Source organism: Providencia vermicola (genome assembly GCF_020381325.1).
GTDB lineage: Bacteria > Pseudomonadota > Gammaproteobacteria > Enterobacterales > Enterobacteriaceae > Providencia > Providencia vermicola.
Map to the genome: position 1 here is coordinate 174,463 of NZ_JAGSPI010000011.1, position 20,388 is coordinate 194,850.

The 20,388-nt window shown below is 42.9% G+C and carries 17 protein-coding genes and 3 tRNA genes; 5 read left to right on the forward strand and 15 right to left on the reverse strand.

All coding sequences use genetic code 11. From position 1 onward, the window contains the following. Window positions 1-8: 8 nt before the first annotated feature. From miaA to tsaE, 4 genes are read right to left on the reverse strand one after another with little or no spacing between them, the layout of a single operon-like run. Window positions 9-950 carry a tRNA (adenosine(37)-N6)-dimethylallyltransferase MiaA gene (gene miaA / locus KDJ85_RS16675; protein ID WP_225820593.1) on the reverse strand — a complete coding sequence of 314 codons (942 nt, stop codon included), beginning with the start codon at window positions 948-950 and terminating at the stop codon, window positions 9-11. Next, window positions 943-2,898 carry a DNA mismatch repair endonuclease MutL gene (gene mutL, locus KDJ85_RS16680; RefSeq protein WP_225820594.1) on the reverse strand — a complete coding sequence of 652 codons (1,956 nt, stop codon included), beginning with the start codon at window positions 2,896-2,898 and terminating at the stop codon, window positions 943-945. The genes miaA and mutL overlap by 8 nt, the downstream gene beginning before the upstream one ends. A gap of 11 nt (window positions 2,899-2,909) precedes the next feature. After that, entirely contained in the window at window positions 2,910-4,196 is a 1,287-nt protein-coding gene (amiB, locus tag KDJ85_RS16685; RefSeq protein ID WP_225820595.1) for an N-acetylmuramoyl-L-alanine amidase AmiB, read from the reverse strand. A 14-nt stretch (window positions 4,197-4,210) separates the two neighbouring features. Next, entirely contained in the window at window positions 4,211-4,675 is a 465-nt protein-coding gene (tsaE, locus tag KDJ85_RS16690) for a tRNA (adenosine(37)-N6)-threonylcarbamoyltransferase complex ATPase subunit type 1 TsaE (protein ID WP_206083153.1), read from the reverse strand. Between the two features lie 279 nt (window positions 4,676-4,954). Between tsaE and queG the strand changes: the two genes are divergently transcribed. Continuing rightward, window positions 4,955-6,136, forward strand: coding sequence for a tRNA epoxyqueuosine(34) reductase QueG (gene queG / locus KDJ85_RS16695; RefSeq protein WP_225820596.1), 1,182 nt, complete (start codon window positions 4,955-4,957; stop codon window positions 6,134-6,136). Window positions 6,137-6,819: 683 nt separating this feature from the next. On the opposite strand, the gene KDJ85_RS16700 is transcribed toward queG, so the two are convergent. From KDJ85_RS16700 to orn, 6 genes are all read right to left on the reverse strand, one after another. Next, window positions 6,820-6,895 (reverse strand) — tRNA-Gly (locus KDJ85_RS16700). A gap of 42 nt (window positions 6,896-6,937) precedes the next feature. Then, window positions 6,938-7,013 (reverse strand) — tRNA-Gly (locus tag KDJ85_RS16705). A 40-nt stretch (window positions 7,014-7,053) separates the two neighbouring features. Further along, window positions 7,054-7,129, reverse strand: a tRNA-Gly gene (locus KDJ85_RS16710). A gap of 247 nt (window positions 7,130-7,376) precedes the next feature. Continuing rightward, a complete protein-coding gene (vapC, locus tag KDJ85_RS16715; RefSeq protein WP_225820597.1) occupies window positions 7,377-7,778 on the reverse strand; it encodes a type II toxin-antitoxin system tRNA(fMet)-specific endonuclease VapC in 402 nt (133 codons plus the stop codon). Next, window positions 7,771-8,013: a type II toxin-antitoxin system VapB family antitoxin gene (gene vapB / locus KDJ85_RS16720; RefSeq protein ID WP_225820598.1), complete on the reverse strand. Its 243-nt coding sequence runs from the start codon at window positions 8,011-8,013 to the stop codon at window positions 7,771-7,773. The genes vapC and vapB overlap by 8 nt, the downstream gene beginning before the upstream one ends. A 141-nt stretch (window positions 8,014-8,154) precedes the next feature. After that, complete coding sequence (orn, locus tag KDJ85_RS16725) at window positions 8,155-8,700, reverse strand: oligoribonuclease (protein WP_225820599.1); 546 nt, start codon at window positions 8,698-8,700, stop codon at window positions 8,155-8,157. A gap of 104 nt (window positions 8,701-8,804) precedes the next feature. Between orn and rsgA the strand changes: the two genes are divergently transcribed. From rsgA to KDJ85_RS16745, 4 genes are all read left to right on the forward strand, one after another. Beyond that, window positions 8,805-9,857: a small ribosomal subunit biogenesis GTPase RsgA gene (rsgA, locus tag KDJ85_RS16730; RefSeq protein WP_225820600.1), complete on the forward strand. Its 1,053-nt coding sequence runs from the start codon at window positions 8,805-8,807 to the stop codon at window positions 9,855-9,857. A gap of 182 nt (window positions 9,858-10,039) precedes the next feature. Beyond that, window positions 10,040-10,936 (forward strand): archaetidylserine decarboxylase, encoded by an 897-nt coding sequence (gene asd / locus KDJ85_RS16735; protein ID WP_225820601.1) that lies wholly within the window; start codon window positions 10,040-10,042, stop codon window positions 10,934-10,936. A 33-nt stretch (window positions 10,937-10,969) separates the two neighbouring features. Continuing rightward, a complete protein-coding gene (gene mscM, locus KDJ85_RS16740) occupies window positions 10,970-14,311 on the forward strand; it encodes a miniconductance mechanosensitive channel MscM (protein WP_206083144.1) in 3,342 nt (1,113 codons plus the stop codon). A gap of 8 nt (window positions 14,312-14,319) precedes the next feature. Further along, window positions 14,320-14,649 (forward strand): hypothetical protein, encoded by a 330-nt coding sequence (locus tag KDJ85_RS16745; protein WP_225820602.1) that lies wholly within the window; start codon window positions 14,320-14,322, stop codon window positions 14,647-14,649. Between the two features lie 10 nt (window positions 14,650-14,659). Here KDJ85_RS16745 and KDJ85_RS16750 read toward each other — a convergent pair whose 3' ends face one another. The 5 genes from KDJ85_RS16750 to pldA form a co-directional block, all read right to left on the reverse strand. Continuing rightward, window positions 14,660-15,463: a tetratricopeptide repeat protein gene (locus tag KDJ85_RS16750; RefSeq protein WP_225820603.1), complete on the reverse strand. Its 804-nt coding sequence runs from the start codon at window positions 15,461-15,463 to the stop codon at window positions 14,660-14,662. Between the two features lie 251 nt (window positions 15,464-15,714). Then, window positions 15,715-16,524 (reverse strand): sugar/pyridoxal phosphate phosphatase YigL, encoded by an 810-nt coding sequence (gene yigL / locus KDJ85_RS16755; RefSeq protein ID WP_206083138.1) that lies wholly within the window; start codon window positions 16,522-16,524, stop codon window positions 15,715-15,717. 13 nt (window positions 16,525-16,537) lie between these two features. After that, window positions 16,538-17,533 (reverse strand): lysophospholipase L2, encoded by a 996-nt coding sequence (gene pldB, locus KDJ85_RS16760; protein ID WP_225820604.1) that lies wholly within the window; start codon window positions 17,531-17,533, stop codon window positions 16,538-16,540. A gap of 19 nt (window positions 17,534-17,552) precedes the next feature. Then, window positions 17,553-19,379, reverse strand: a complete 1,827-nt coding sequence (recQ, locus tag KDJ85_RS16765; protein ID WP_225820605.1) for an ATP-dependent DNA helicase RecQ — start codon at window positions 19,377-19,379, stop codon at window positions 17,553-17,555. Window positions 19,380-19,492: 113 nt separating this feature from the next. Beyond that, on the reverse strand, window positions 19,493-20,386 hold the full coding sequence (gene pldA / locus KDJ85_RS16770; RefSeq protein WP_225820606.1) for a phospholipase A: 894 nt from the start codon (window positions 20,384-20,386) through the stop codon (window positions 19,493-19,495). Between the last annotated feature and the right edge of the window lie 2 nt (window positions 20,387-20,388).

A 20,388-nucleotide genomic window follows, 5' to 3' on the forward strand; every position in this document is an offset into this window, starting at 1 on the left:
CATCAGTCCTATGCACGTACTACCTGCATAACTGTGTCAAGCGCCTGCTGAGGTTGCTCACTATCTAACCACTGAACATTATCCCAGCTTCTTAACCAGGTAATCTGGCGTTTTGCCAATTGGCGTGTTGCACAAATTCCCCGATAAACCATTTCATCATGGCTAATTTCGCCGTCCAAATATGACCACATTTGCCGATATCCCACACAACGAATGGCGGGAAGATCAACATGTAAATCACCTCGGTGGTAAAGAGCACGCACTTCCTCTTCAAAACCAGCGTCTATCATCAGATGAAAGCGTTGTTCTATGCGTTCATGTAAAATTTTACGATCTTGTGGCGCAATAGCAAACTGAAACACATTATAAGGCAATTCTTCCCCTGCTGTTTGTATCATTTCAGTCAAAGTTTGTCCTGAAATGAGATATACCTCTAAAGCACGGGATAATCTTTGTGGATCATTCGGGTGGATCCTAGCCGCTGCAACAGGATCAACCTCCGCTAAACGGCGATGAATTTCACTCCATCCATGTTCTTGCGCTATCTGTTCTATTTGGGTACGCACATTTGCATCAGCAGAAGGCAATGGTGAAAGTCCTTCTAACAATGCTTTGAAATACAACATGGTACCGCCAACAAGTAACGGTATTTTACCCTGAGCAGTAATCTCACTCATTACTTTTAATGCGTCACGACGAAAATCAGCAGCAGAATAAGGTAGAGCTGGATCGAGAATATCAATCAAACGATGAGGGGCTTGGCTGAGTTCCTCGGCTGTTGGCTTTGCTGTACCAATATCCATTCCACGGTAAATTAACGCCGAATCGACACTAATAATTTCCACAGGCAAATGCTTGCGAAGTTCTATCGCTAAAGCGGTTTTACCTGAAGCAGTCGGCCCCATAAGGAATATTGCATCAGGTTTTTTCTGAGTTACTAAATCACTCATTTGTTAGTGTAGCTACCACGGATTGTAAATTAATTAATTGTAATAATGTTGGTGGGGGATTTTTTACCCACTGCGGACAAATCCGCTCAACATCAGCCAGCAATTGAACAGCCTGCGCTAAACTCCAACTTTCTTCCGTTTTCACCTGTGAAACCGCTTTGGCTAGCCATTGTGCGATATCTTGTTGTGTGATGCTTTCTTTTGTCGATAAAAAACCGATCAAATCTGAAAAAAGTTGCGATAAATTTTGTGTTCTTAATGGTAACGATACCGTATGAATTGTTACTTTTCCATGAAATATCGTGGCTTCGATACCAAATATTGCCAATTGTTCCTTGTACCGCTGTAAAACCTCTATTTCATCGTTTTTAAGTGACAATTTTAGCGGTATCAAAAGAGGTTGTGGCTTGAGGTTTTCACCCTCTGGCGACAATTGCGCTAATTTCAATAAATAATTAGCTTCCGTTAAGGATAACAGGATTAGTCCCAACGAAGACTCAATTAATGCAAAGTTTTTTGAGTAAATTGTCAATACTTTACCAAAAAGGTAGTTATCCGCATTTTTTGCTACAGGTTGTGAAGAAACTTGAAGCGTATCCACAGGTTGGCGCTCAGGAAAAAGCGGTTTTTTCTCCGTTTCAGGAACTGGAATTGACATCAAGCTTTGGTAAAGGCCTCCCGCTTTTTTATCGTAGTTAGTGCCGTAGTTTTTCTGCTCTACATTCCCGACAAATTGTGATGCAGGTTTGTGCATGGAAGAACTCGATGTCGCCGTGCTTGCAGGCTTATAAGCGACCTGTGGTTCACGAGCGGTTCTCTCAGCTTGTGGCGATAATTCGGTATAATTTGGTTTCGAAGCTGGTGTTGGGGGAGAAAAATAATTCCCTCCCGCTGAAGACCGGTTTTCGAGCTCAGCATGCACTGGCTCTATTCCTGGCAATTCACTTATTGATGCCGCTTCAAGGAGTACTGTACGCACGGCTTGATAAATAAAATCATGCACTAACCGCGCTTGATGAAAACGTACCTCATGTTTCGCTGGATGGACGTTTACATCCACTTGTTTCGGATCAATGGTTAAATATAAGACATAAGCGGGCTGTTGATTGTCTTCTAAATAACCTTCAAATGCTTGGCGGATAGCATGGTTAATTAACCGGTCGCGCATCATCCGTCCATTCACATAGCAATACTGAGTTTCACTCACAGGGGTATTCGATGGGGAAACCACCCAACCTTTAATTGCAAGGTCGCTATGCTCCCAAGACAACGCTAATGCGCCTTGCATAAAGCCTGTACCGCAAATAGTCCCAAGCCGCCTTTCTTGTTGCACTTCATCATGGGCAGCACGGTACTGCTTCACCAGTTTTCCGTTATGAGTCAAATTAATAGACACATCAGGGCGCGACAATGCAATGCGGCGAACCACTTCATCAATATGGCCAAATTCGGTTTTTTCAGTGCGCATAAATTTGCGCCTTGCGGGGGTATTATAAAAGAGATCGAGGACTTCAACCGTCGTACCATTAGGATGCGCTGCAGGCTTTACCGTGACTTCCATATCCCGCCCTTCAGCGTAAGACTGCCACGCTTCGGTTTGGTCCGCGGGTTTTGACGTCAACGTTAATCGTGAAACAGAGCTGATGCTCGCTAATGCTTCACCGCGAAAGCCCATACTCATAATGGCTTCGAGATCATCGAGCGTCGCAATTTTACTGGTCGCATGGCGCGCAAGGGCGAGGATTAATTCATCTTTGTTAATCCCACAGCCATTATCACGAATACGGATCAGTTTCTCTCCACCCCGCTCAATATCTATATCAATACGCGTTGCCTTGGCATCAAGGCTATTTTCAACCAGCTCTTTTACGACAGAGGCAGGCCTTTCAACGACTTCACCTGCCGCAATTTGGTTCGCTAATTGAGGAGAGAGAATATGTATTGCCATCACTCAACTCCTTATTTTGGTGCTGCCTGAATCGGGTTTGCAAGGAAGTATTGGCGAAGCCCTAAGTGAATGGCCTCAGCCACCGCATCTTGGAATTCATTGGATTTGAGCAATTGCTCTTCCGCTGCATTACTAATGAAGCCCGTTTCGACTAATATCGAAGGGATATCAGGAGAACGCAAAACACCAAGGCTGGCATGTTCTGGTGTTTTCTTATGGATATTACCCACTTTTCTCAGTTGTTGGATCACTTGAACCGCGACATCATATCCCACACGTTGAGAGTGACCGAATTGTAAATCTAATACGGCTTGGCTTAAATAAGGATCCGCACCACTCAGTGCATCTCCTGCTCCACCTAATAATTCAGATTGTTTTTCACGTTGTTCTAACCAGTTACCTAACTCACTGTTTGCACGGCGATTTGATAATACCCAAACAGAGGCACCCCGTGCGCTGCTATTAGGTGCTGAGTCCGCATGGATGGACACCAACATGTTCGCGCCTTTTTTACGAGCGACATCAGAGCGTCCACTAACAGAAATAAAATAGTCGCCATCACGCGTCATAGCGGGTTTGAACATAGGGTCAGCTTCGAGGCGCCGATAGAGTTTTTTTGCAACGCTCAGAGTCACATCTTTCTCTTTATAACCATTTTTCCCAATCGCGCCAGGGTCTTTACCACCATGCCCTGCATCAATAGCGATCACCACCTGTTTGCTGCCTTTAGGCATATTTTTGTATTTGGTAGATGCGGGTGTTGAAACGGGGGCTGGATTATTCATTTTTAACGGTTTGTCCTGTGTGTTATTCACCACAGGGGTAACATGATTATTGGTGCGATTATATGAAGCAGAGTTGTTCGTATTCCCCGTTGAGATTGTCAGTACTAGTTGATATTCCCCACCCACTTGCTTTAGGGTAGCTTTGGTTTTTGCTGCGCGAGATAGCTCCATCACCAGACGTTTGTGTTGGTTGTCCGAAGGTTGGCTTGAACGCACCACTTTTACCAAATCCCCTGCGGGGACTTTCAAAGGCAGGCCAAGGATCTCACCTCGTTGCTTTACATCAACAACGAGTCGCTCAGGTGAATGCAAGGGAAAATAAGAGTAATCAGGCTTCCCATCAATAAAGCTTAGCGTAACCTCAGCTTGTGATGGACTATTATTCACTTGAATATTAGACAGTGTTGCAGCTTGTGCTTGCACAGCAAAAAGCCATGCGAATGAGAGCATAAGTAAAACAAAAGCTGTCAAAAAACCCTTTCTGGTTATTCTGTGCATTGATGCATTCAACATGAGCAATAAGTTCCTTAGAATTGGGGTAATGCTTCTAACAACGACTCCCCATTTGCAGACAAAGCAACGATGTGAGCCTGACGCCCTTCATCTTGATATGTGAGATGGAGCTCAAGATCCGCTTCAGGTAAAAAACCTTTACCTTGTTGCGGCCATTCAACTAAGCAGATCGAGTTTTCAGAAAAATAGTCACGAATACCCATAAATTCAAGTTCTTCAGGATCTGCTAGACGATAGAGATCAAAGTGAAAAACATAACGATCCGCTAATTCATAAGGTTCAACCAGTGTGTAAGTTGGACTTTTTACATGGCCTTGATGACCCAATGCTTGTAAGAAACCACGACTAAACGTGGTTTTTCCCGCACCGAGATCACCATACAAGTGAATGACCACACCTTGATGGCAAGCACCTGCAATTGCGCGACCAAGCGCAACAGTTTGCGCTTCATCAGCAAGTTGTATTCTACGTTCTTTCATAGTGTTCTTTTATGGCATTATTGATGGGCTGTGTCGCCAAATTATTGTCTAATGACTGTTATCAGTATCCGAGAAGAAGTCTGTTTCCGTTCTTCCAAATATCATTGACTATATTAACCTAAGCGCCGTCATTTTTCTTAATTAACATTGCTGAAACTATCAGATCAGAAATATCTTATAATAGATCTGAACACCGAAAGGCACTCTTTTCATCAATTTTGAGAAAAACCGCTTCCATGATAGAGTGCCAGCCGTTTTATTTTACTGTGACAGGATCTGATGGCTGCATTTCTCGATCTCAACCTTCTCGCTCAACTTATCAAACAATGGGGCATTGAAGCAGGCTTCCAACAGGTGGGGATCTGCGATACTGACTTGTCTACAGAAGAGCCCAAACTACAGGCATGGCTTGATAATCAATACCACGGTGAAATGGCGTGGATGAAGCGCCACGGCATGATGCGTGCACGCCCCCATGAACTTCACCCTGGCACTTTACGAGTCATCAGTGTTCGCATGAATTATTTACCCGCCAAAGCGGCGTTTGCCAGCACATTGAATAACCCTAAACTTGGCTATGTTAGCCGCTATGCCCTTGGCCGTGACTATCATAAGCTATTAAAAAAGCGCTTAAAAGTCCTTGCTGATCGTATTTTAGCTTACTGTCGTGAATTTGATGGTGCGATCCTTGCCGATGGGACAACCGTTGAGGATCTAAACTTTCGTCCATTTGTTGACTCTGCACCTATCTTAGAGCGACCTCTTGCCGTTAAAGCTGGTTTAGGGTGGACGGGAAAACACTCATTGGTATTAAATCGTGAAGCAGGCTCATGGTTTTTCCTTGGTGAGCTGCTGATCAATCTGCCTGTTCCTGTTGATAAGCCCATTGAAGACGATTGTGGCCGCTGCGTTGCCTGTATGACAACTTGCCCGACAGGTGCCATTGTTGAGCCCTATACCATTGATGCAAGACGCTGTATTTCCTATTTAACAATTGAACTTGATAGTGCGATACCTGAAGAGTTTCGTCCATTAATGGGTAACCGAATTTATGGCTGTGATGACTGCCAATTAATTTGTCCATGGAACCGTTTCTCCCAACTCACTGACGAGGAAGACTTTAGCCCAAGGCAAGCACTACACACCCCTGAATTGCTTGAGCTGTTTGCATGGACTGAAGAAACATTTTTGAAGGTAACGGAAGGCTCTGCCATTCGTCGTATTGGCTATATTAAATGGTTGAGAAACATCAGTGTCGCACTGGGCAATGCGCCTTATCAAGATAGTATTGTGCTTGCATTACAAAATAGGTTGGGGATCAACGAAATGTTAGACGAACACTTTCATTGGTCTATACAACAACAGCTTAGTCGTCGCCTAGAGAATCAAGTAACAATTCAAACTTCACAACAAAAACGCCTTGTACGGGCGATTACTAAAGGTTTACCGCGCGACGCCTAAAAAAAGGCCTGCCATATAACTGAAATCTATAATTGTCAAATCGATGTGAATAAAATAAAAAATCGCTTTGCAGACAATAGGTAAAGAATTTGCAAGTTATGCTTAGCACATTTTCAAAAAATAAATTCACTAACTATAAATCAACAAGTTACAAATGATTATTCTAGCTACCTTTGGCGGGTAGTACTGGAAAAATTGTGACGTTAGCTTGTGGATAACTCTGTGCAATAAGTTATTTCAAATTGGCATATAGATGGGTAGCAACTCAACAGGCTGTGGATAACTTTTTGATGCTGAATTGTAAAGAAAAATGCTGATTTTACGTTAACTAATCGAAAAAAGTTGCAAAAAAACCAGGTTAAAATGAAAATTTGCCTGAGTTAAATAAAAAACACATTTTTGTTTATTATTTAAACTTTTATCTTAAGAACATAAAAGCCTTTAGAATGCCCTATTGCTAAGGGGTGGCTATTCTATGGTGACCCGAAGTTGAATGCAAGCAAAAATCCAAATTAGATCCAAGAAAGATCGGCAAAGGAGCGTGGATCCTAGCTTAGCAAGGGTACCAACAATAAAATTACGTACAAAAAACCGTTAGATGAAATTAGTAATTTCACTTAGTACTAAAATATTATTTGGATTGAAATTATAAAGAAAAAATTGAGATGATATAAATAAGAGATTGGAGCGGGAAACGAGACTCGAACTCGCGACCCCGACCTTGGCAAGGTCGTGCTCTACCAACTGAGCTATTCCCGCATTTGGTGGGTACTGCAATTTTACTAAAACACTAAGAAAGTTTGGAGCGGGAAACGAGACTCGAACTCGCGACCCCGACCTTGGCAAGGTCGTGCTCTACCAACTGAGCTATTCCCGCATCACGAAAATAGTGCTTTAGCTAAAACATCAAGAAAGCTTGGAGCGGGAAACGAGACTCGAACTCGCGACCCCGACCTTGGCAAGGTCGTGCTCTACCAACTGAGCTATTCCCGCATACCATTTCTGGATGTTTTCCGCGCCGATATTATGACAAAAACTTCATCGGTACGGGGAGCGCATTATACGAAAAATTCAGAGACTAGCAAGCCTTTGCACTCAAAATTTTTATTTTTTTGTTCGTTTGCCGACAAAATAGTCACAATGGTGATTTTATCAACACACGTTGTAAAAACCTGATTTCAATACATTAACATTGGTAACTTTTAAACTTTAGATGGGTTATACAATAGCAATTAACGGCTTACTTTACCCAATCCTCCAATCTTAGGCCATCAACTCTCTCAAACTCTCTGGTATTATTTGTCACTACAATCAAACCTTTACTTCTTGCATGTGCAGCAATATGCAAGTCATTTTCACCAATTCTCCGACCTTGCCTTTCAAGAGATGCTCTTATATCACCATAATGAAAAGCAGCTAAATCATCGTAAGGTAAAACCATTAACCGAGAAACAAAATCACTCACTACCGAAAGATTTTTGGCGGGATTCATACTTTTTTCCGCCCCAAAAACAAGTTCAGCTAACGTTATACTTGATATCGCTAGCTGGCTTGCGTACTGATTAAACTTAGGTAATAAGGATTCTGGACGGCGCTTTATCGTAAAAATAACAATATTTGTATCGAGTAAATATTTAATCATCAAACGATTCTCTTTGTGTTGGAACCTGCTCTGCTCGTGATGATAAGAAGTCATCGGTTATTGCAGGTTCAGACAAAAAGAAGCTATCCCATGAATTTTGAACGGGTGTAATTATTCGTTCTTTGCCTTTCGCTCTAACAATGACATCCTTCACATCATCAGGAAAACGTAATTCAGCGGGTAAGCGAACATTTTGGGTACGATTACTCATAAAAACTTTACCATGCTGGATCATATGAGCCTCCTCAACCAATGCAATATAGCATAAGTATATAGCAGTCTTGTTATTGTTGCAATATTGAGCAAAAAAGGTAAATCCTCAATTTTTTATATTAAAAAAACCGCCTCAAGGGCGGTATCTTCATTAGTTCAACATTTATTCTTTGATAAATGTTTCTCGATAATAAGCTAGCTCAGCGACGGATTCGCGAATATCATCAAGCGCTTGGTGGGTATTTTTCTTCGAAAAACCCGTTAAAATTTCAGGCTTCCAACGACGAGCAAGTTCTTTCAATGTGCTCACATCTAAATAACGATAATGAAAATAACTTTCTAATTCAGGCATATAATTAAATAAGAAGCGTCTATCTTGCCCAACGCTATTACCACAAATTGGCGATACACCTTTAGGTACCCATTTCTCAAGGAACTCAATCGTAGCTAACTCTGCTTCACGTTCGCTTACTGTGCTTTTACGCACACGTTCAACTAAACCGCTTCCTGTATGCGTATTCACATTCCATTCGTCCATCAGAGCCAGTTGCTCATCCGTCTGATGAACTGCAATCACAGGGCCTTCTGCTAAAATATTAAGATGGCTATCTGTTACAATGGTCGCAATTTCAATAATGCGATCACGAACGGGATCGAGGCCAGTCATTTCTAAATCGATCCAAATTAAATTATTCTCATTCTTTTGCATGATATACCCTAACTGCATTCTGTGAAGTTAAGGTATGATAGCACTCTTCATGCCTTAATGCGTGAGTGATATTCCAACGACAGCCAATAGCGAAGAGAGGACAGGTGGCTAAACAGAAACTTTCGAAAGGCCAACAGCGCCGAGTTCAAGAAAATCATCAAAAAAGACTGAAAAAACAAAAAACAGTTGAAATCGATGATAGCCAATTAGGTGAAGCACAAGAAGGCTTAGTCATCAGCCGCTTTGGGCAACATGCTGATATTGAAGCGAACGACGGCACCATTCAACGCTGTAATTTGCGCAGAACTATTTCATCCCTCGTCACAGGGGATAACGTGGTGTGGCGCCCTGCGTTGAATACACAAACTGAGATCAAGGTTAATGGCATTGTCGAAGCTGTTCATGAGCGCCACTCTGTACTTACTCGCCCTGATTATTACGATGGTTTGAAACCAATCGCTGCAAACATCGACCAAATTGTCGTCGTTTCTGCAATTTTGCCAGAACTTTCGCTCAATATTATCGACCGCTATCTTGTTGCCTGTGAAACAATTGGCATTCAACCGATTATCGTCCTTAACAAAGTTGACCTACTTGATGACGAAAACCGAGAGTGGGTGAGCGACTTGATGACAATTTACAGCGAAATTGGCTACCAAGTATTAGAAGTCTCCAGCCATACTAATGAAGGAATGGAAGCGCTTACTAACGCGCTAGCAGGGAAAGTTTCAGTATTCGTGGGTCAATCAGGTGTCGGTAAGTCCAGCCTACTCAATACATTGCTACCACATAACGAAGAAACCATTTTAGTTAACGATGTTTCAGATAACTCCGGTCTGGGGCAACATACCACAACGACTGCCCGCTTATACCACTTCCCACTCGGTGGCGATGTGATTGACTCCCCTGGTGTTCGTGAATTTGGTTTGTGGCATTTAACCACGGAACAAGTGACGAAAGGATTTGTCGAATTTAAAGATTACCTTGGCGGTTGTAAATTCCGTGACTGTAAACATTTAGATGACCCAGGTTGTTTGTTACGTGAAGCCGTAGAAACAAACAAAATTGCAGAATCGCGCTTTGAAAATTACCATCGCATCTTAGAAAGCATGGAACAAGTGAAGCCGCGCGGCAATTTCACTGGAAAAGAGAAATAAAGTTAGTAAGTACTTACGATTTTATTGCTCAATTCTTTGCTCTAATTGACGCTAATTTGCGCTAAATAGTTCAAGCTATCGCTGGGTAATAACCCCCTAACACGATAGTTTGAAATACAACGAGTAAACTGTGTACAATGGCGGCCTTTTCGCTAACATACCTTTAAAAATCAGAGGTTAACGTGCTAGACAAAATTAAAATTCGCTTGCAATATATGCTTCCAAAACAATGCCTTACTGAATTTGCAGGCTGGTTTGCAAGTCGCAACGCTGGGTTTATGACGCAATGGGCAATTAAACTATTTGCTAAAGCCTATAAAGTGAATATGAATGAAGCGCAAAAAAGCGAACTCACCGCATACGCAACCTTTAATGACTTCTTTATTCGTCTACTCAAAGAAGACGCCCGCCCAATTGTTGAAAAAGACAACCAACTGGCACAGCCAGCTGACGGCGCAGTGAGCCAATTAGGTTCTATCAATGATGACCAAATTTTCCAAGCAAAAGGCCATAACTATACCGTTGAAGCCTTACTGGCAGGTCAATACCAATTAGCAGAGCGTTTTCGTGGTGGTGAGTTCATTACCACTTATCTTTCGCCAAGTGACTATCATCGCGTCCACATGCCTTGCGATGGCTTACTTAAAGAGATGATTTATGTTCCAGGTGATTTATTCTCTGTAAATCCATTGACGGCACAAAACGTCCCAAACCTGTTTGCCCGTAATGAGCGCTTAATTTGTGTCTTTGATACCCCTGTTGGTCTGATGGTACAAATTTTAGTCGGTGCCACTATTGTGGGTAGCATTGAAACGGTTTGGAGTGGCTGTGTAAATACCTGTCGTGAAGGCGTAATCAAACGTTGGGTTTACCCTGAATTAAATTCTGAAGGTGCTGTTTTCCTGAAAAAAGGGGAAGAAATGGGCCTGTTTAAGTTAGGTTCTACCGTCATTAACTTGTTTGAACCAAACAAAGTGACCTTTAATTCATCACTCATCCCAGGCTATGCAACACGCATGGGTGAATTACTCGCCGAGACGGTTTCGGTTGAGACTCATAACGAATCTGTCGGCGTTTAATTTACGGTTATGTCCTTGAAGGAGCTCCTCACTGTGCGTTTGATTATCAGTTTTGTACTTAGCTTGTTAATCGCTTTTTCTTCTGTTGCGGCGCCCATAGCATCGCAGGATGAAGCACAGATTAAGCAGGAGCTCAAACAACTTGAATCGAGTACCAATCCAAAAGACGCGGAAATTGCGCAAGCATTGCAAGGTGCGCTCAATTGGATGAGCGAAACCCGCGATTCCGATGCCAAAGTAAAGTCTTACCAAGAAGCCATTGATAATTTCCCTAAAATTATCAAAGAAATACGCCAAAAATTACTTAATGAAAACGATGAACCTGCTCCTATTCCTGTTGGAATTAGCTTAAGTGAACTTGAGCAACGTATTATCCAACTGAGTAGCCAATTACTGGATCAAAGTCGTTTAACGCAGCAGGAACAAGATAAAGGCCGTGAAATCAGTGAATCATTGAGCATTTTGCCTCAACAATTGTCTGAAGCAAGGCGCTTACTCACGGAAGCAACATCCCGCTTCCAATCGTTAAGTACTGCATCAACACCTTTAGCTGATGCCCAATATACCTTGGCTCAAGCCGAAGTAAGTGCTCGCAAATCTACAGTAAACGAACTGGAAATGGCGCAGCTTTCCGCCAATAACCGCCAAGAAATTTCACGCCTGACGTTGGAGCTGTATAAAAAACGCTATCAACGTATGGAGCTTGAGCTACAAAACCTACGTGATTTCCAAAATACTCAGCGCCAACAAAAAGCAATTTTGGCGCTAGAACACACGGAAATGTTGGCTGCTCAAGGAGAGCTGACCCCCTTCTTAAAAGAAGAATTAGATATTAACCGCAAAATGTCTCAGGAGCTCACTCAGCAAGCTCAGCGTATGAGTGCGATTAATACCAGTCAAACCGAGATGTCCACCAGCATTCGCGATGCACGCCAAGCGCTGACAACAATCCGTGAGCAAGCTCAGTGGATCAGCAGTTCAAGTACCCTTGGAGAAGCTCTAAGAACGCAATTATCTCGCTTGCCAGATATTCCCAAAAGCCAACAGCTAGACCGCGAAATGGCAGACTTACGCGTGCAGCGCTTAAATTACGAAGATGCCCTTGATAGATTAGGTAAAATTGATACCACCGAGCAAGAAACTGAACATGCCCTCAACCCAGCGCAAGTTCAAGTATATCAATCGCTGATCAAAACTCGCCGAGAGCTCCTGACCTCATTGATTTCAGGCCTTGATGCCGAAATGTTGGAACTCACTAAGCTCAATGTGGCGACAGGGCAGCTCACTGATGCGCTTAAAGAAGTCAAAGATGCCTCGAACCGCTATCTGTTCTGGGTGGCTGATGTCCCCCCTATTAATATTAAATATCCAGTCTTATTAGTTACTGATATTACACAGTTGCTATCACTGGATACGCTTTCCCAAGTCGCTGGTGCACTGAATGTGATGCTCACCACACAAGATACCTTTTTGTATCTTTTGGGTTCTATCATTTTAGTTATCTTCAGCGTAAGTACACGCAAGCATTACCAAGCCTTTCTTGATCGCTCTAGTTTACGTATCGGTAAAGTGACGCAAGACCGCTTTTATTTGACTATCAGAACTATCTTTTGGTCAATTATCGTGGCTCTGCCATTACCTATGATGTGGTCTGCGATTGGTTATGGGCTACAGAGCGCATGGCAATATCCGATGGCAGCCGCCATTGGCTATGGCGTCAGCGCAACCACGCCACTGTTGTGGCTATTTATGATCAGTGAAACGTTCTCTCGTCCAACAGGTTTATTTATTGCGCATTTTGGCTGGGATAAAGACGCGGTAAAACGGGCGATGCGTTATTACCGTATGGCGATATTTGTCATTGTTCCATTGGTGATGTCAATTATTACCTTCGAACACTATAGCGACCGCGAGTTCGCTGCCAGTGTCGGCCGTTTCTGCTTTATTTTCCTCTGTATCGCTTTAAGCTTAATCACTAATAACTTACGCCGTTCTCAGATCCCACTCTATTTGGATAGGCACAGTTCAGGGGATAATGTTGTTAATAAAGGCCTATGGTGGATGATCTTACTTGCCCCAATTGTGGCGGCATTTTTCTCTATCCTCGGCTATTTCTCCACATCACAAGCATTACTTGCTCGCTTAGAAACCTCTGTAGCGATTTGGTTTGTGATTTTAATTGTCTATCACACCATTCGCCGTTGGATGTCGATGCAGCGCCGTAAACTGGCCTTTGAACGTGCGAAACAGCGCCGTGCTGAAATCCTCGCACAACGAGCAAAAGGGGAAGACGACAACGCGCAATCAAGTGGCAGTAGCGAAGGGAATATTGATATCGAGGAACAGGTTATTGACCTTGATACTATTAGTACCCAATCTGTTGGACTAGTACGCTCAATTTTAACCATGATAGCCTTGGTTTCCTTAATTTGGCTGTGGTCTGAATTGCATACCGCGTTTTCTTTCCTTGAAAACATTCGCCTCTGGGATGTGACCTCCACTGTCAATGGTGTGGACACCGTACAGCCAATTACGATGGGCTCCATTTTTATTGCGATTTTAACGATTATTGTCACCGCACAGTTGGTGCGAAACCTGCCTGCATTGCTTGAATTAGCCGTCTTGCAGCATTTGGACTTAACACCAGGTACTGGCTACGCCATTAGCACACTGACGAAATACACTATTACGATCATTGGTACGATTGTTGGCTTCTCAATGTTAGGGATCGAATGGTCAAAACTGCAATGGTTAGTTGCTGCGATGGGGGTTGGGCTTGGTTTTGGTTTACAAGAGATCTTCGCTAACATTATTTCTGGTTTGATGATCCTATTCGAAAAACCCATTCGTATTGGCGATACCGTTACGATCCGCAACTTAACGGGCAGCATTACCAAGATCAACACCCGTGCGACGACCTTAACGGACTGGGATAGAAAAGAAATCATCGTGCCAAATAAAGCCTTTATCACTGAACAGTTTATCAACTGGTCGCTCTCCGACACCGTCACTCGTATCGTGATGACTATCCCTGCGCCATCTGATGCAAACAGCGAGCTCGTCACCAATACAATTTTGCGTGCGGCAAAACGCTCCACAATGATCTTAGACAACCCGGCTCCTGAGGTTTATTTGGTCGATTTGCAACAAGGTATTCAAATATTTGAGTTGCGGGTGTATGCAGCAGAAATGGGGCACCGTTTACCTGCTCGCCATGAAATTCATCAAAACATCTTGGCCTCCTTCGCAGAACAAGGCATTACCTTGCCGTTCCCACCATTCCAAGCAAGGGTGGATGTACGCGATAACTCGCTGCAAAGTGCAACTAACAACCTTTCTGCGCGTAATCCTTCACGTAAATCTGGCGAGCTGTAAACAGTATTATGGCGCAAGGTTTAAATGATAAAGACGAAGGTATTGTATTGCGGATCACTCAACTCGAGCGGGTTGGGTCGATTCTCTTCTTTTTGATCCCATTAATTATCTTATTAATTATTGGAAAGACATTCGCTTTCAACACGCTCTATCTCTGGCAAATCTATTGCCTGGTTTATATTGGGGTATTTCGAATGCTTGCAGCCAAGCTTTCATCAAAGCCATTGCAACTAGAGATCCGACGTGGGTGGGGATATAACCGCTTTTACCGATTGAGTTGGGGCTACCTTATTGTATCCATAATCATCATGGCGGGAGCCCAATTGTTCTCCCGCTAATCAATAAGGATTAACTCACTTTGTGCCCGTAAGACTTGATATAACCTTCCGCCAGTTTTTGTGCTTGCTCCAGTTCTGCTGGGCTTAATTGAGCGGCGATTTTATCTTGTAGGCGATGGCTTTCCGCATTACCGCTATACACCGCGGTTGACAGCCAAGCATAAGCTTGAGATAGGTTTTTCTTCACACCTCGTCCTTCAAAATACATCACGCCAAGGCGATCTTGAGATTTAGCATCTTGCTGTTTAGCCGCTTTGCGAAACCAGAACACCGCTTTTTCATCATCTAAATCAACACCACTACCAATTGAATACATTTGGCCAATATGGAATTGTGCAATCACATTTCCACCTTGTGCTGCCTTTCTAAACCAAAATGCCGCTTTTTCTAAATTCTGCGTCACACCAAGGCCTTGTGCATACATCATTGCCATATTGGTTTCTGCACGTGTGTCGCCGTTATCTGCAGCTTGTTCATACCACAGCATCGCTTTATCATAGTCGCGGCGAACGCCAAAACCATTCACAAACATGGTACCTAGCCGAAACTGAGCATCAGAGTTACCTTGGTTTCCTGCCTTAATAAACCACTCAGCAGCAATTTTAGAGTCTTGGGAAACACCTTGGCCTTTGAAATAACGTTCACCCAGTTGAAATTGAGCGTTTGGGTCACCTTTTTGCGCTAACTGTGTAATTTGCTCAAGGGTAGGTTGCTGTGTCGATGAAGTCGCTGTCGGAGCAACGACAGGCTTAGCCGTTAAGACAGAACTAAAACAAACAGAACCCAACAACAGTGCTAACGCAACTTTTTTCATCCTAAGGAACCCTCAACAGTGCAATCTGCTAACTGTGAACACAGCGCTATCCATTAATATCGACTCAAACACCCATTCCCCTAGTGTAAATTCAGTTTAAGTAGGAAAAAATAGGAAAAGTGACCTAATTTTCACAAAAAGCACGTTTCGCTGCATAACACACGGGTTGTTCTCATTTTTAATCCAGAGATACAAAAAAACCAGACAAACATAGGGTCTATCTGGCTTATTTATTTCATAAAAATAGATTGTTATTGATTAAGGTATTGATGCCTTAAATAACGTGCAACGGCGTCATCTGCATTTGAACCAATGACCTCCATTTGTGGTAAGGCATCTTTAAGTAATTGATGCGCATTTTGCATAATGCAGCCTTTTCCTGCGACAGTCAGCATCTCTTTGTCATTCATACCATCGCCAAATGCAATACTGTCATTAGCCATTAAGCCGTGCAGCGCCGCAACTTGCTTAAGAGCCTCTCCCTTAGAAACCGCCCCTGCCATGACTTCCAAGCAACTGCGTAGGGAAAACGTGACATTCACGCGGTCTTGCCAACGGTTTTGAATGCGCTGCTGTAAATCCACCAGCAAATCGTGATCTTCACTCGTGAAATAGACTTTGCAAACTTCAGATGTTGCAAAGTCATGGCGATCAAATAACTGGTAATTGAAAACTGACTCTTTAAAAAATTCTTTTTGCTCAGGGCTTTCTCGGTTAATAAACCAGTCATCACCGTGATAGTAATTGGTGATAAGTTCTGGATTATCAAATTCCATCAAGCAAAGTTCATGCGCAATTTCAGCGTCCACATTATGCTCAAAAATTAAATCCCCATTGGTATTATGGATCCTTGCCCCATTCGAGGTAATCATATAGGCATCAATGCCTAACCCATCACGGATTTGTGCAACATCCACATGATGGCGACCCGTTGCAAACACAAAACGGACATCTTGTGTTGTAATGAGTTGTTTTAAGGTGTCTTTAGTATAAGACGTTAAATCATGGTTGGGCGATAACAGTGTCCCATCCAAATCGGAAGCCACTAACGGATATTTCATATTCAAACCCTAACTAATACTGGTCAAAAAAATCACAGATAGCATTGAGTGCCATGGCCCTTAATGCATCCACTTCAAATAGGATTTCATGGTGAGCCCCTTCGATAATGAGGGGTAATTTTTCTTCTCGTCCTATTTGCGCTTTTTGCCGACTTTGACAAAAAGCTTGTAGCTCTTTATTGCTGACCACTTTTTCTTCACTTGCCTCTAACACCATCAGTGGTACATCAATTTCTCCCGCTTTTGCAATTAGCTCATCACCAATCGCAAAACTTTCACGCAACCAGTGGTATGTTGGGCCACCAAGTCGCAATTCAGGGTAGTCCGCATAGTAACGTAAATAGCGCCGATAACGCTCTGAACTATGGGTTAATACGTTGATTAAATACGGTAAAGGTTGCCACTTACCCGTCGAAGCGGCGTAATCATTACGCACACTCTCACGTGATTCGGCTCTATCAACAATAAAACTAGCCATCCAACGTGGCATCGGTAAATTGATACCAATCATTGGTGCACATAACGCGGCTGCATCAAAGGTCACATGATCCCGTAGCAAATAACCCGCTAAAATGGCACTCCCCATTGAGTGCGCCAATGCATAACACTTCAGGTAGTGGCGATATCTGACTTCTAACTCAATAAACTTTTCAAAATCATCGATATAATCAGTAAATTTTTCGACATGGCCTTTTTGGGGATCCGCTAACATGCGCCCAGAGCGCCCCTGCCCACGATGATCAAGAATAAAAACATCATAACCTAAGTGATAAAAATCATACGCCACTTCAGGGTATTTCATGTAGCTTTCACTGCGACCAGGAGAAATGACAATAGCTTTATGATGCTTCGGATGAATAAAACGAACATAGTGGATAGGAATATCATCAACGCCCTGAAAATGCCGTTCTTCACGACGCTGCCAGAAGTCTAAAAGCGGACCATTCGCAAAAGCTGAAAACTGAGTTTCTCGCGTTAACCAGCGCTTTTTTAGGCTTTCAGGCGTCATCCTACAGTTCCTTATTTATTCATTCATAACCTTCAAGGTGGTCTCGGATGAGAGTCATAAATGACTCGCCAAAACGCTCCAGTTTGCGTTCACCAACGCCATTAATTAGCAACAATTCTGCGGAAGTTGTCGGGACATGTTCTGCCATTTCGATTAATGTAGCATCGTTGAACACCACAAATGGCGGGATATTATCCTCATCCGCTATCGACTTACGTAATTTTCGCAGTTTAGCAAATAGCTTCTTATCATAGTTGCCATGGTAAACTTTGTTTTGCTGATTACGGCTTTTTGTGACTAAAACCCGTGGTACGGCAAGCTGTAACGCAGATTCCCCGCGTAAAATGGGCCTTGCCGCTTCCGTTAACTGCAGCGCGGAAAAATGAGTAATGTTTTGAGTGATCATCCCTAAGTGGATCAATTGGCGGATCACGCTTATCCAATGTTCATTGCTTTGCTCTTTGCCGATACCATAAACAGGTAATTTATCATGGCCTAAATCACGAATGCGTTGGTTATTTGCCCCGCGCAATACTTCAACAATATAGCCGATACCAAAGCGCTGACCAACACGATAAATGCAAGAAAGTGCTTTTTGAGCATCAATTAACCCGTCATATTGCTTTGGTGGGTCTAAACAAATATCACAGTTACCGCAAGGCTGCTGACGGTTTTCGCCAAAGTAGTTAAGTAGAACTAAGCGGCGACAAGTTTGCGCTTCAGCAAAGGCAGAAATAGCATTAAGTTTGTGCCGTTCAATATCCTGTTGCATACCTGCGGGTTTTTCTTCAAGACAACGACGCAGCCACGCCATATCCGCAGGGTCATAAAATAAAACAGCTTCAGCTTCAACACCATCGCGCCCTGCTCGTCCAGTCTCTTGGTAGTAAGCCTCGATATTACGTGGGATATCAAAGTGCGCCACAAAACGGACATTTGATTTGTTTATCCCCATACCAAATGCCACTGTTGCCACGACAATCTGTAAATTATCTTTTAAAAATGCATCCTGTACCCACTCACGCTGTTGGCTATCTAACCCTGCATGGTACGCTGCAACGCTTAATCCACGTTTTTGCAAACGTTCCGCGGTTTCTTCCACTTTGCTACGGCTGTTACAATAAACAATACCTGCTTTGCCTTTTTGGCCTTTAATGAAAAACCAAAGCTGATCTAACGGCTTATATTTTTCGACCAAGGTGTAACGGATATTCGGCCTATCAAAACTACTGATATGAACGAGTGGATCATGGAGCGCCAATAAACGGATGATATCAGTTCGTGTTGTTTCATCAGCAGTTGCAGTTAGTGCCATAACAGGCACATTGGGCAGCGTTTGGCGTAATTGCCCTAATGCACGATATTCAGGCCGAAAATCATGCCCCCATTGAGAAATGCAGTGTGCTTCATCCACCGCTAATAACGTGATGTCCCAGCTTGAAAGCTGATTGAGAAAATAATCAGTTAATAACCGCTCAGGGGCAACATACAACAATTTAATCTCACCACTGCTGCATAACTCCATGATTTGACGCTGTTCTAACGGAGTTTGAGATGAGTTTAAACAGGCCGCATTCACACCATGCAAACGTAGTTGGTCAACTTGATCTTTCATCAAGGAAATAAGCGGTGAAACCACCAACGTCACGCCTTGCTTTACAAGCGCAGGGACTTGATAACACAAAGACTTTCCACCACCCGTTGGCATTAATACTAAACAATCACGATTATCTAAAATAGCACCGATGACCGCATCTTGGCCTGGACGAAATGACTGATAACCAAACGTGCTATTAAGCACGTCTTCGGCCAGTGAAAGTTGGTTAATGACACAAGCAGTGGACACAAACTTCCTCAATCTCTAAAACAAGTCGCTGCCCATGTGAGCAGCGAAATTGTTGGTTTATGACACGGCAATTAAGCCTTGTCAGATAATATGGGGGCAATGGGGAATCTAAACTACATCATATCGTTTAGCATAACACCAATACCAAAACGTGTTTGGCGATAATTGTAGTCTATCATTGACTCACCATAACCGCTAAATAACTGGGTATAAAATCGCACATGTTTACTGATTGGATAGCTCCAACCTAATTCTGCACCACCATACCCTGTATTCCAATTATAACGACCAGTGGTAGTAAAGACACTGTCCCCCAGCGCATAGCCAACTTTTACGCGGTAATATCCCATGTATTTTGTGATGTCTGAGTTATCATCACTGCCTTCACTTTCATGAATGCGATACCACGGTTTGAGATCAACCTGCCAATTTCCATTTTGCGCCATGGCTCGTGCATAAAGACGGTTCCAACTGCGGGATGTAGGGTCAGAGCGGCCATTGGATTCATGGTTAAAACCTGTTTCAAATTCACGTAAGGTCCAGCCTGCAAATTGATAATCAGTTAACCAACCAACAAATACTTGGGGCTCGTAATTAGTTTCCCTAAAAGGGGAGGATTCTTTTTTATTGCTCAGCTGCCACCAAGAACGCTGAGTATACGAAACCGCTAAAATAGAGTCATCCCCAGCAATACCAGCCCAAAGTGGAAATGCTAAGCTTAATTGAAATTTTACTTCATCCTTTAACGCATCATCCCCCCAGTTATAACTGGAGATTGCGTTTTTATTCATCGAAGAAGTATAGGTATAAATAATGTAATTAGATTCATAAGGATACAAAACAAATGGATTATCATAATTTTGCAATAAACCAGAAATAATGCTGCCGCGAATTGGCGTGTTATCTTTTATATTCTGATCGGCTTGAACATCCGTATTTTCAGTAGCAAACAGTGAAGCAGACCAAAAACAGAGCACTGCACTTATCAACATCGGTAAAGCGCGCATTA

Bases quoted from the DNA above. Each gene is read 5' to 3' on its own strand.
- miaA (WP_225820593.1), bottom strand. From the start codon at position 950: ATGAGTGATTTAGTAACTCAGAAAAAACCTGATGCAATATTCCTTATG.
- mutL (WP_225820594.1), bottom strand. From the start codon at position 2,898: ATGGCAATACATATTCTCTCTCCTCAATTAGCGAACCAAATTGCGGCA.
- amiB (WP_225820595.1), bottom strand. From the start codon at position 4,196: ATGTTGAATGCATCAATGCACAGAATAACCAGAAAGGGTTTTTTGACA.
- tsaE (WP_206083153.1), bottom strand. From the start codon at position 4,675: ATGAAAGAACGTAGAATACAACTTGCTGATGAAGCGCAAACTGTTGCG.
- queG (WP_225820596.1), top strand. From the start codon at position 4,955: ATGGCTGCATTTCTCGATCTCAACCTTCTCGCTCAACTTATCAAACAA.
- vapC (WP_225820597.1), bottom strand. From the start codon at position 7,778: ATGATTAAATATTTACTCGATACAAATATTGTTATTTTTACGATAAAG.
- vapB (WP_225820598.1), bottom strand. From the start codon at position 8,013: ATGATCCAGCATGGTAAAGTTTTTATGAGTAATCGTACCCAAAATGTT.
- orn (WP_225820599.1), bottom strand. From the start codon at position 8,700: ATGCAAAAGAATGAGAATAATTTAATTTGGATCGATTTAGAAATGACT.
- KDJ85_RS16745 (WP_225820602.1), top strand. From the start codon at position 14,320: ATGGCGCAAGGTTTAAATGATAAAGACGAAGGTATTGTATTGCGGATC.
- KDJ85_RS16750 (WP_225820603.1), bottom strand. From the start codon at position 15,463: ATGAAAAAAGTTGCGTTAGCACTGTTGTTGGGTTCTGTTTGTTTTAGT.
- yigL (WP_206083138.1), bottom strand. From the start codon at position 16,524: ATGAAATATCCGTTAGTGGCTTCCGATTTGGATGGGACACTGTTATCG.
- pldB (WP_225820604.1), bottom strand. From the start codon at position 17,533: ATGACGCCTGAAAGCCTAAAAAAGCGCTGGTTAACGCGAGAAACTCAG.
- pldA (WP_225820606.1), bottom strand. From the start codon at position 20,386: ATGCGCGCTTTACCGATGTTGATAAGTGCAGTGCTCTGTTTTTGGTCT.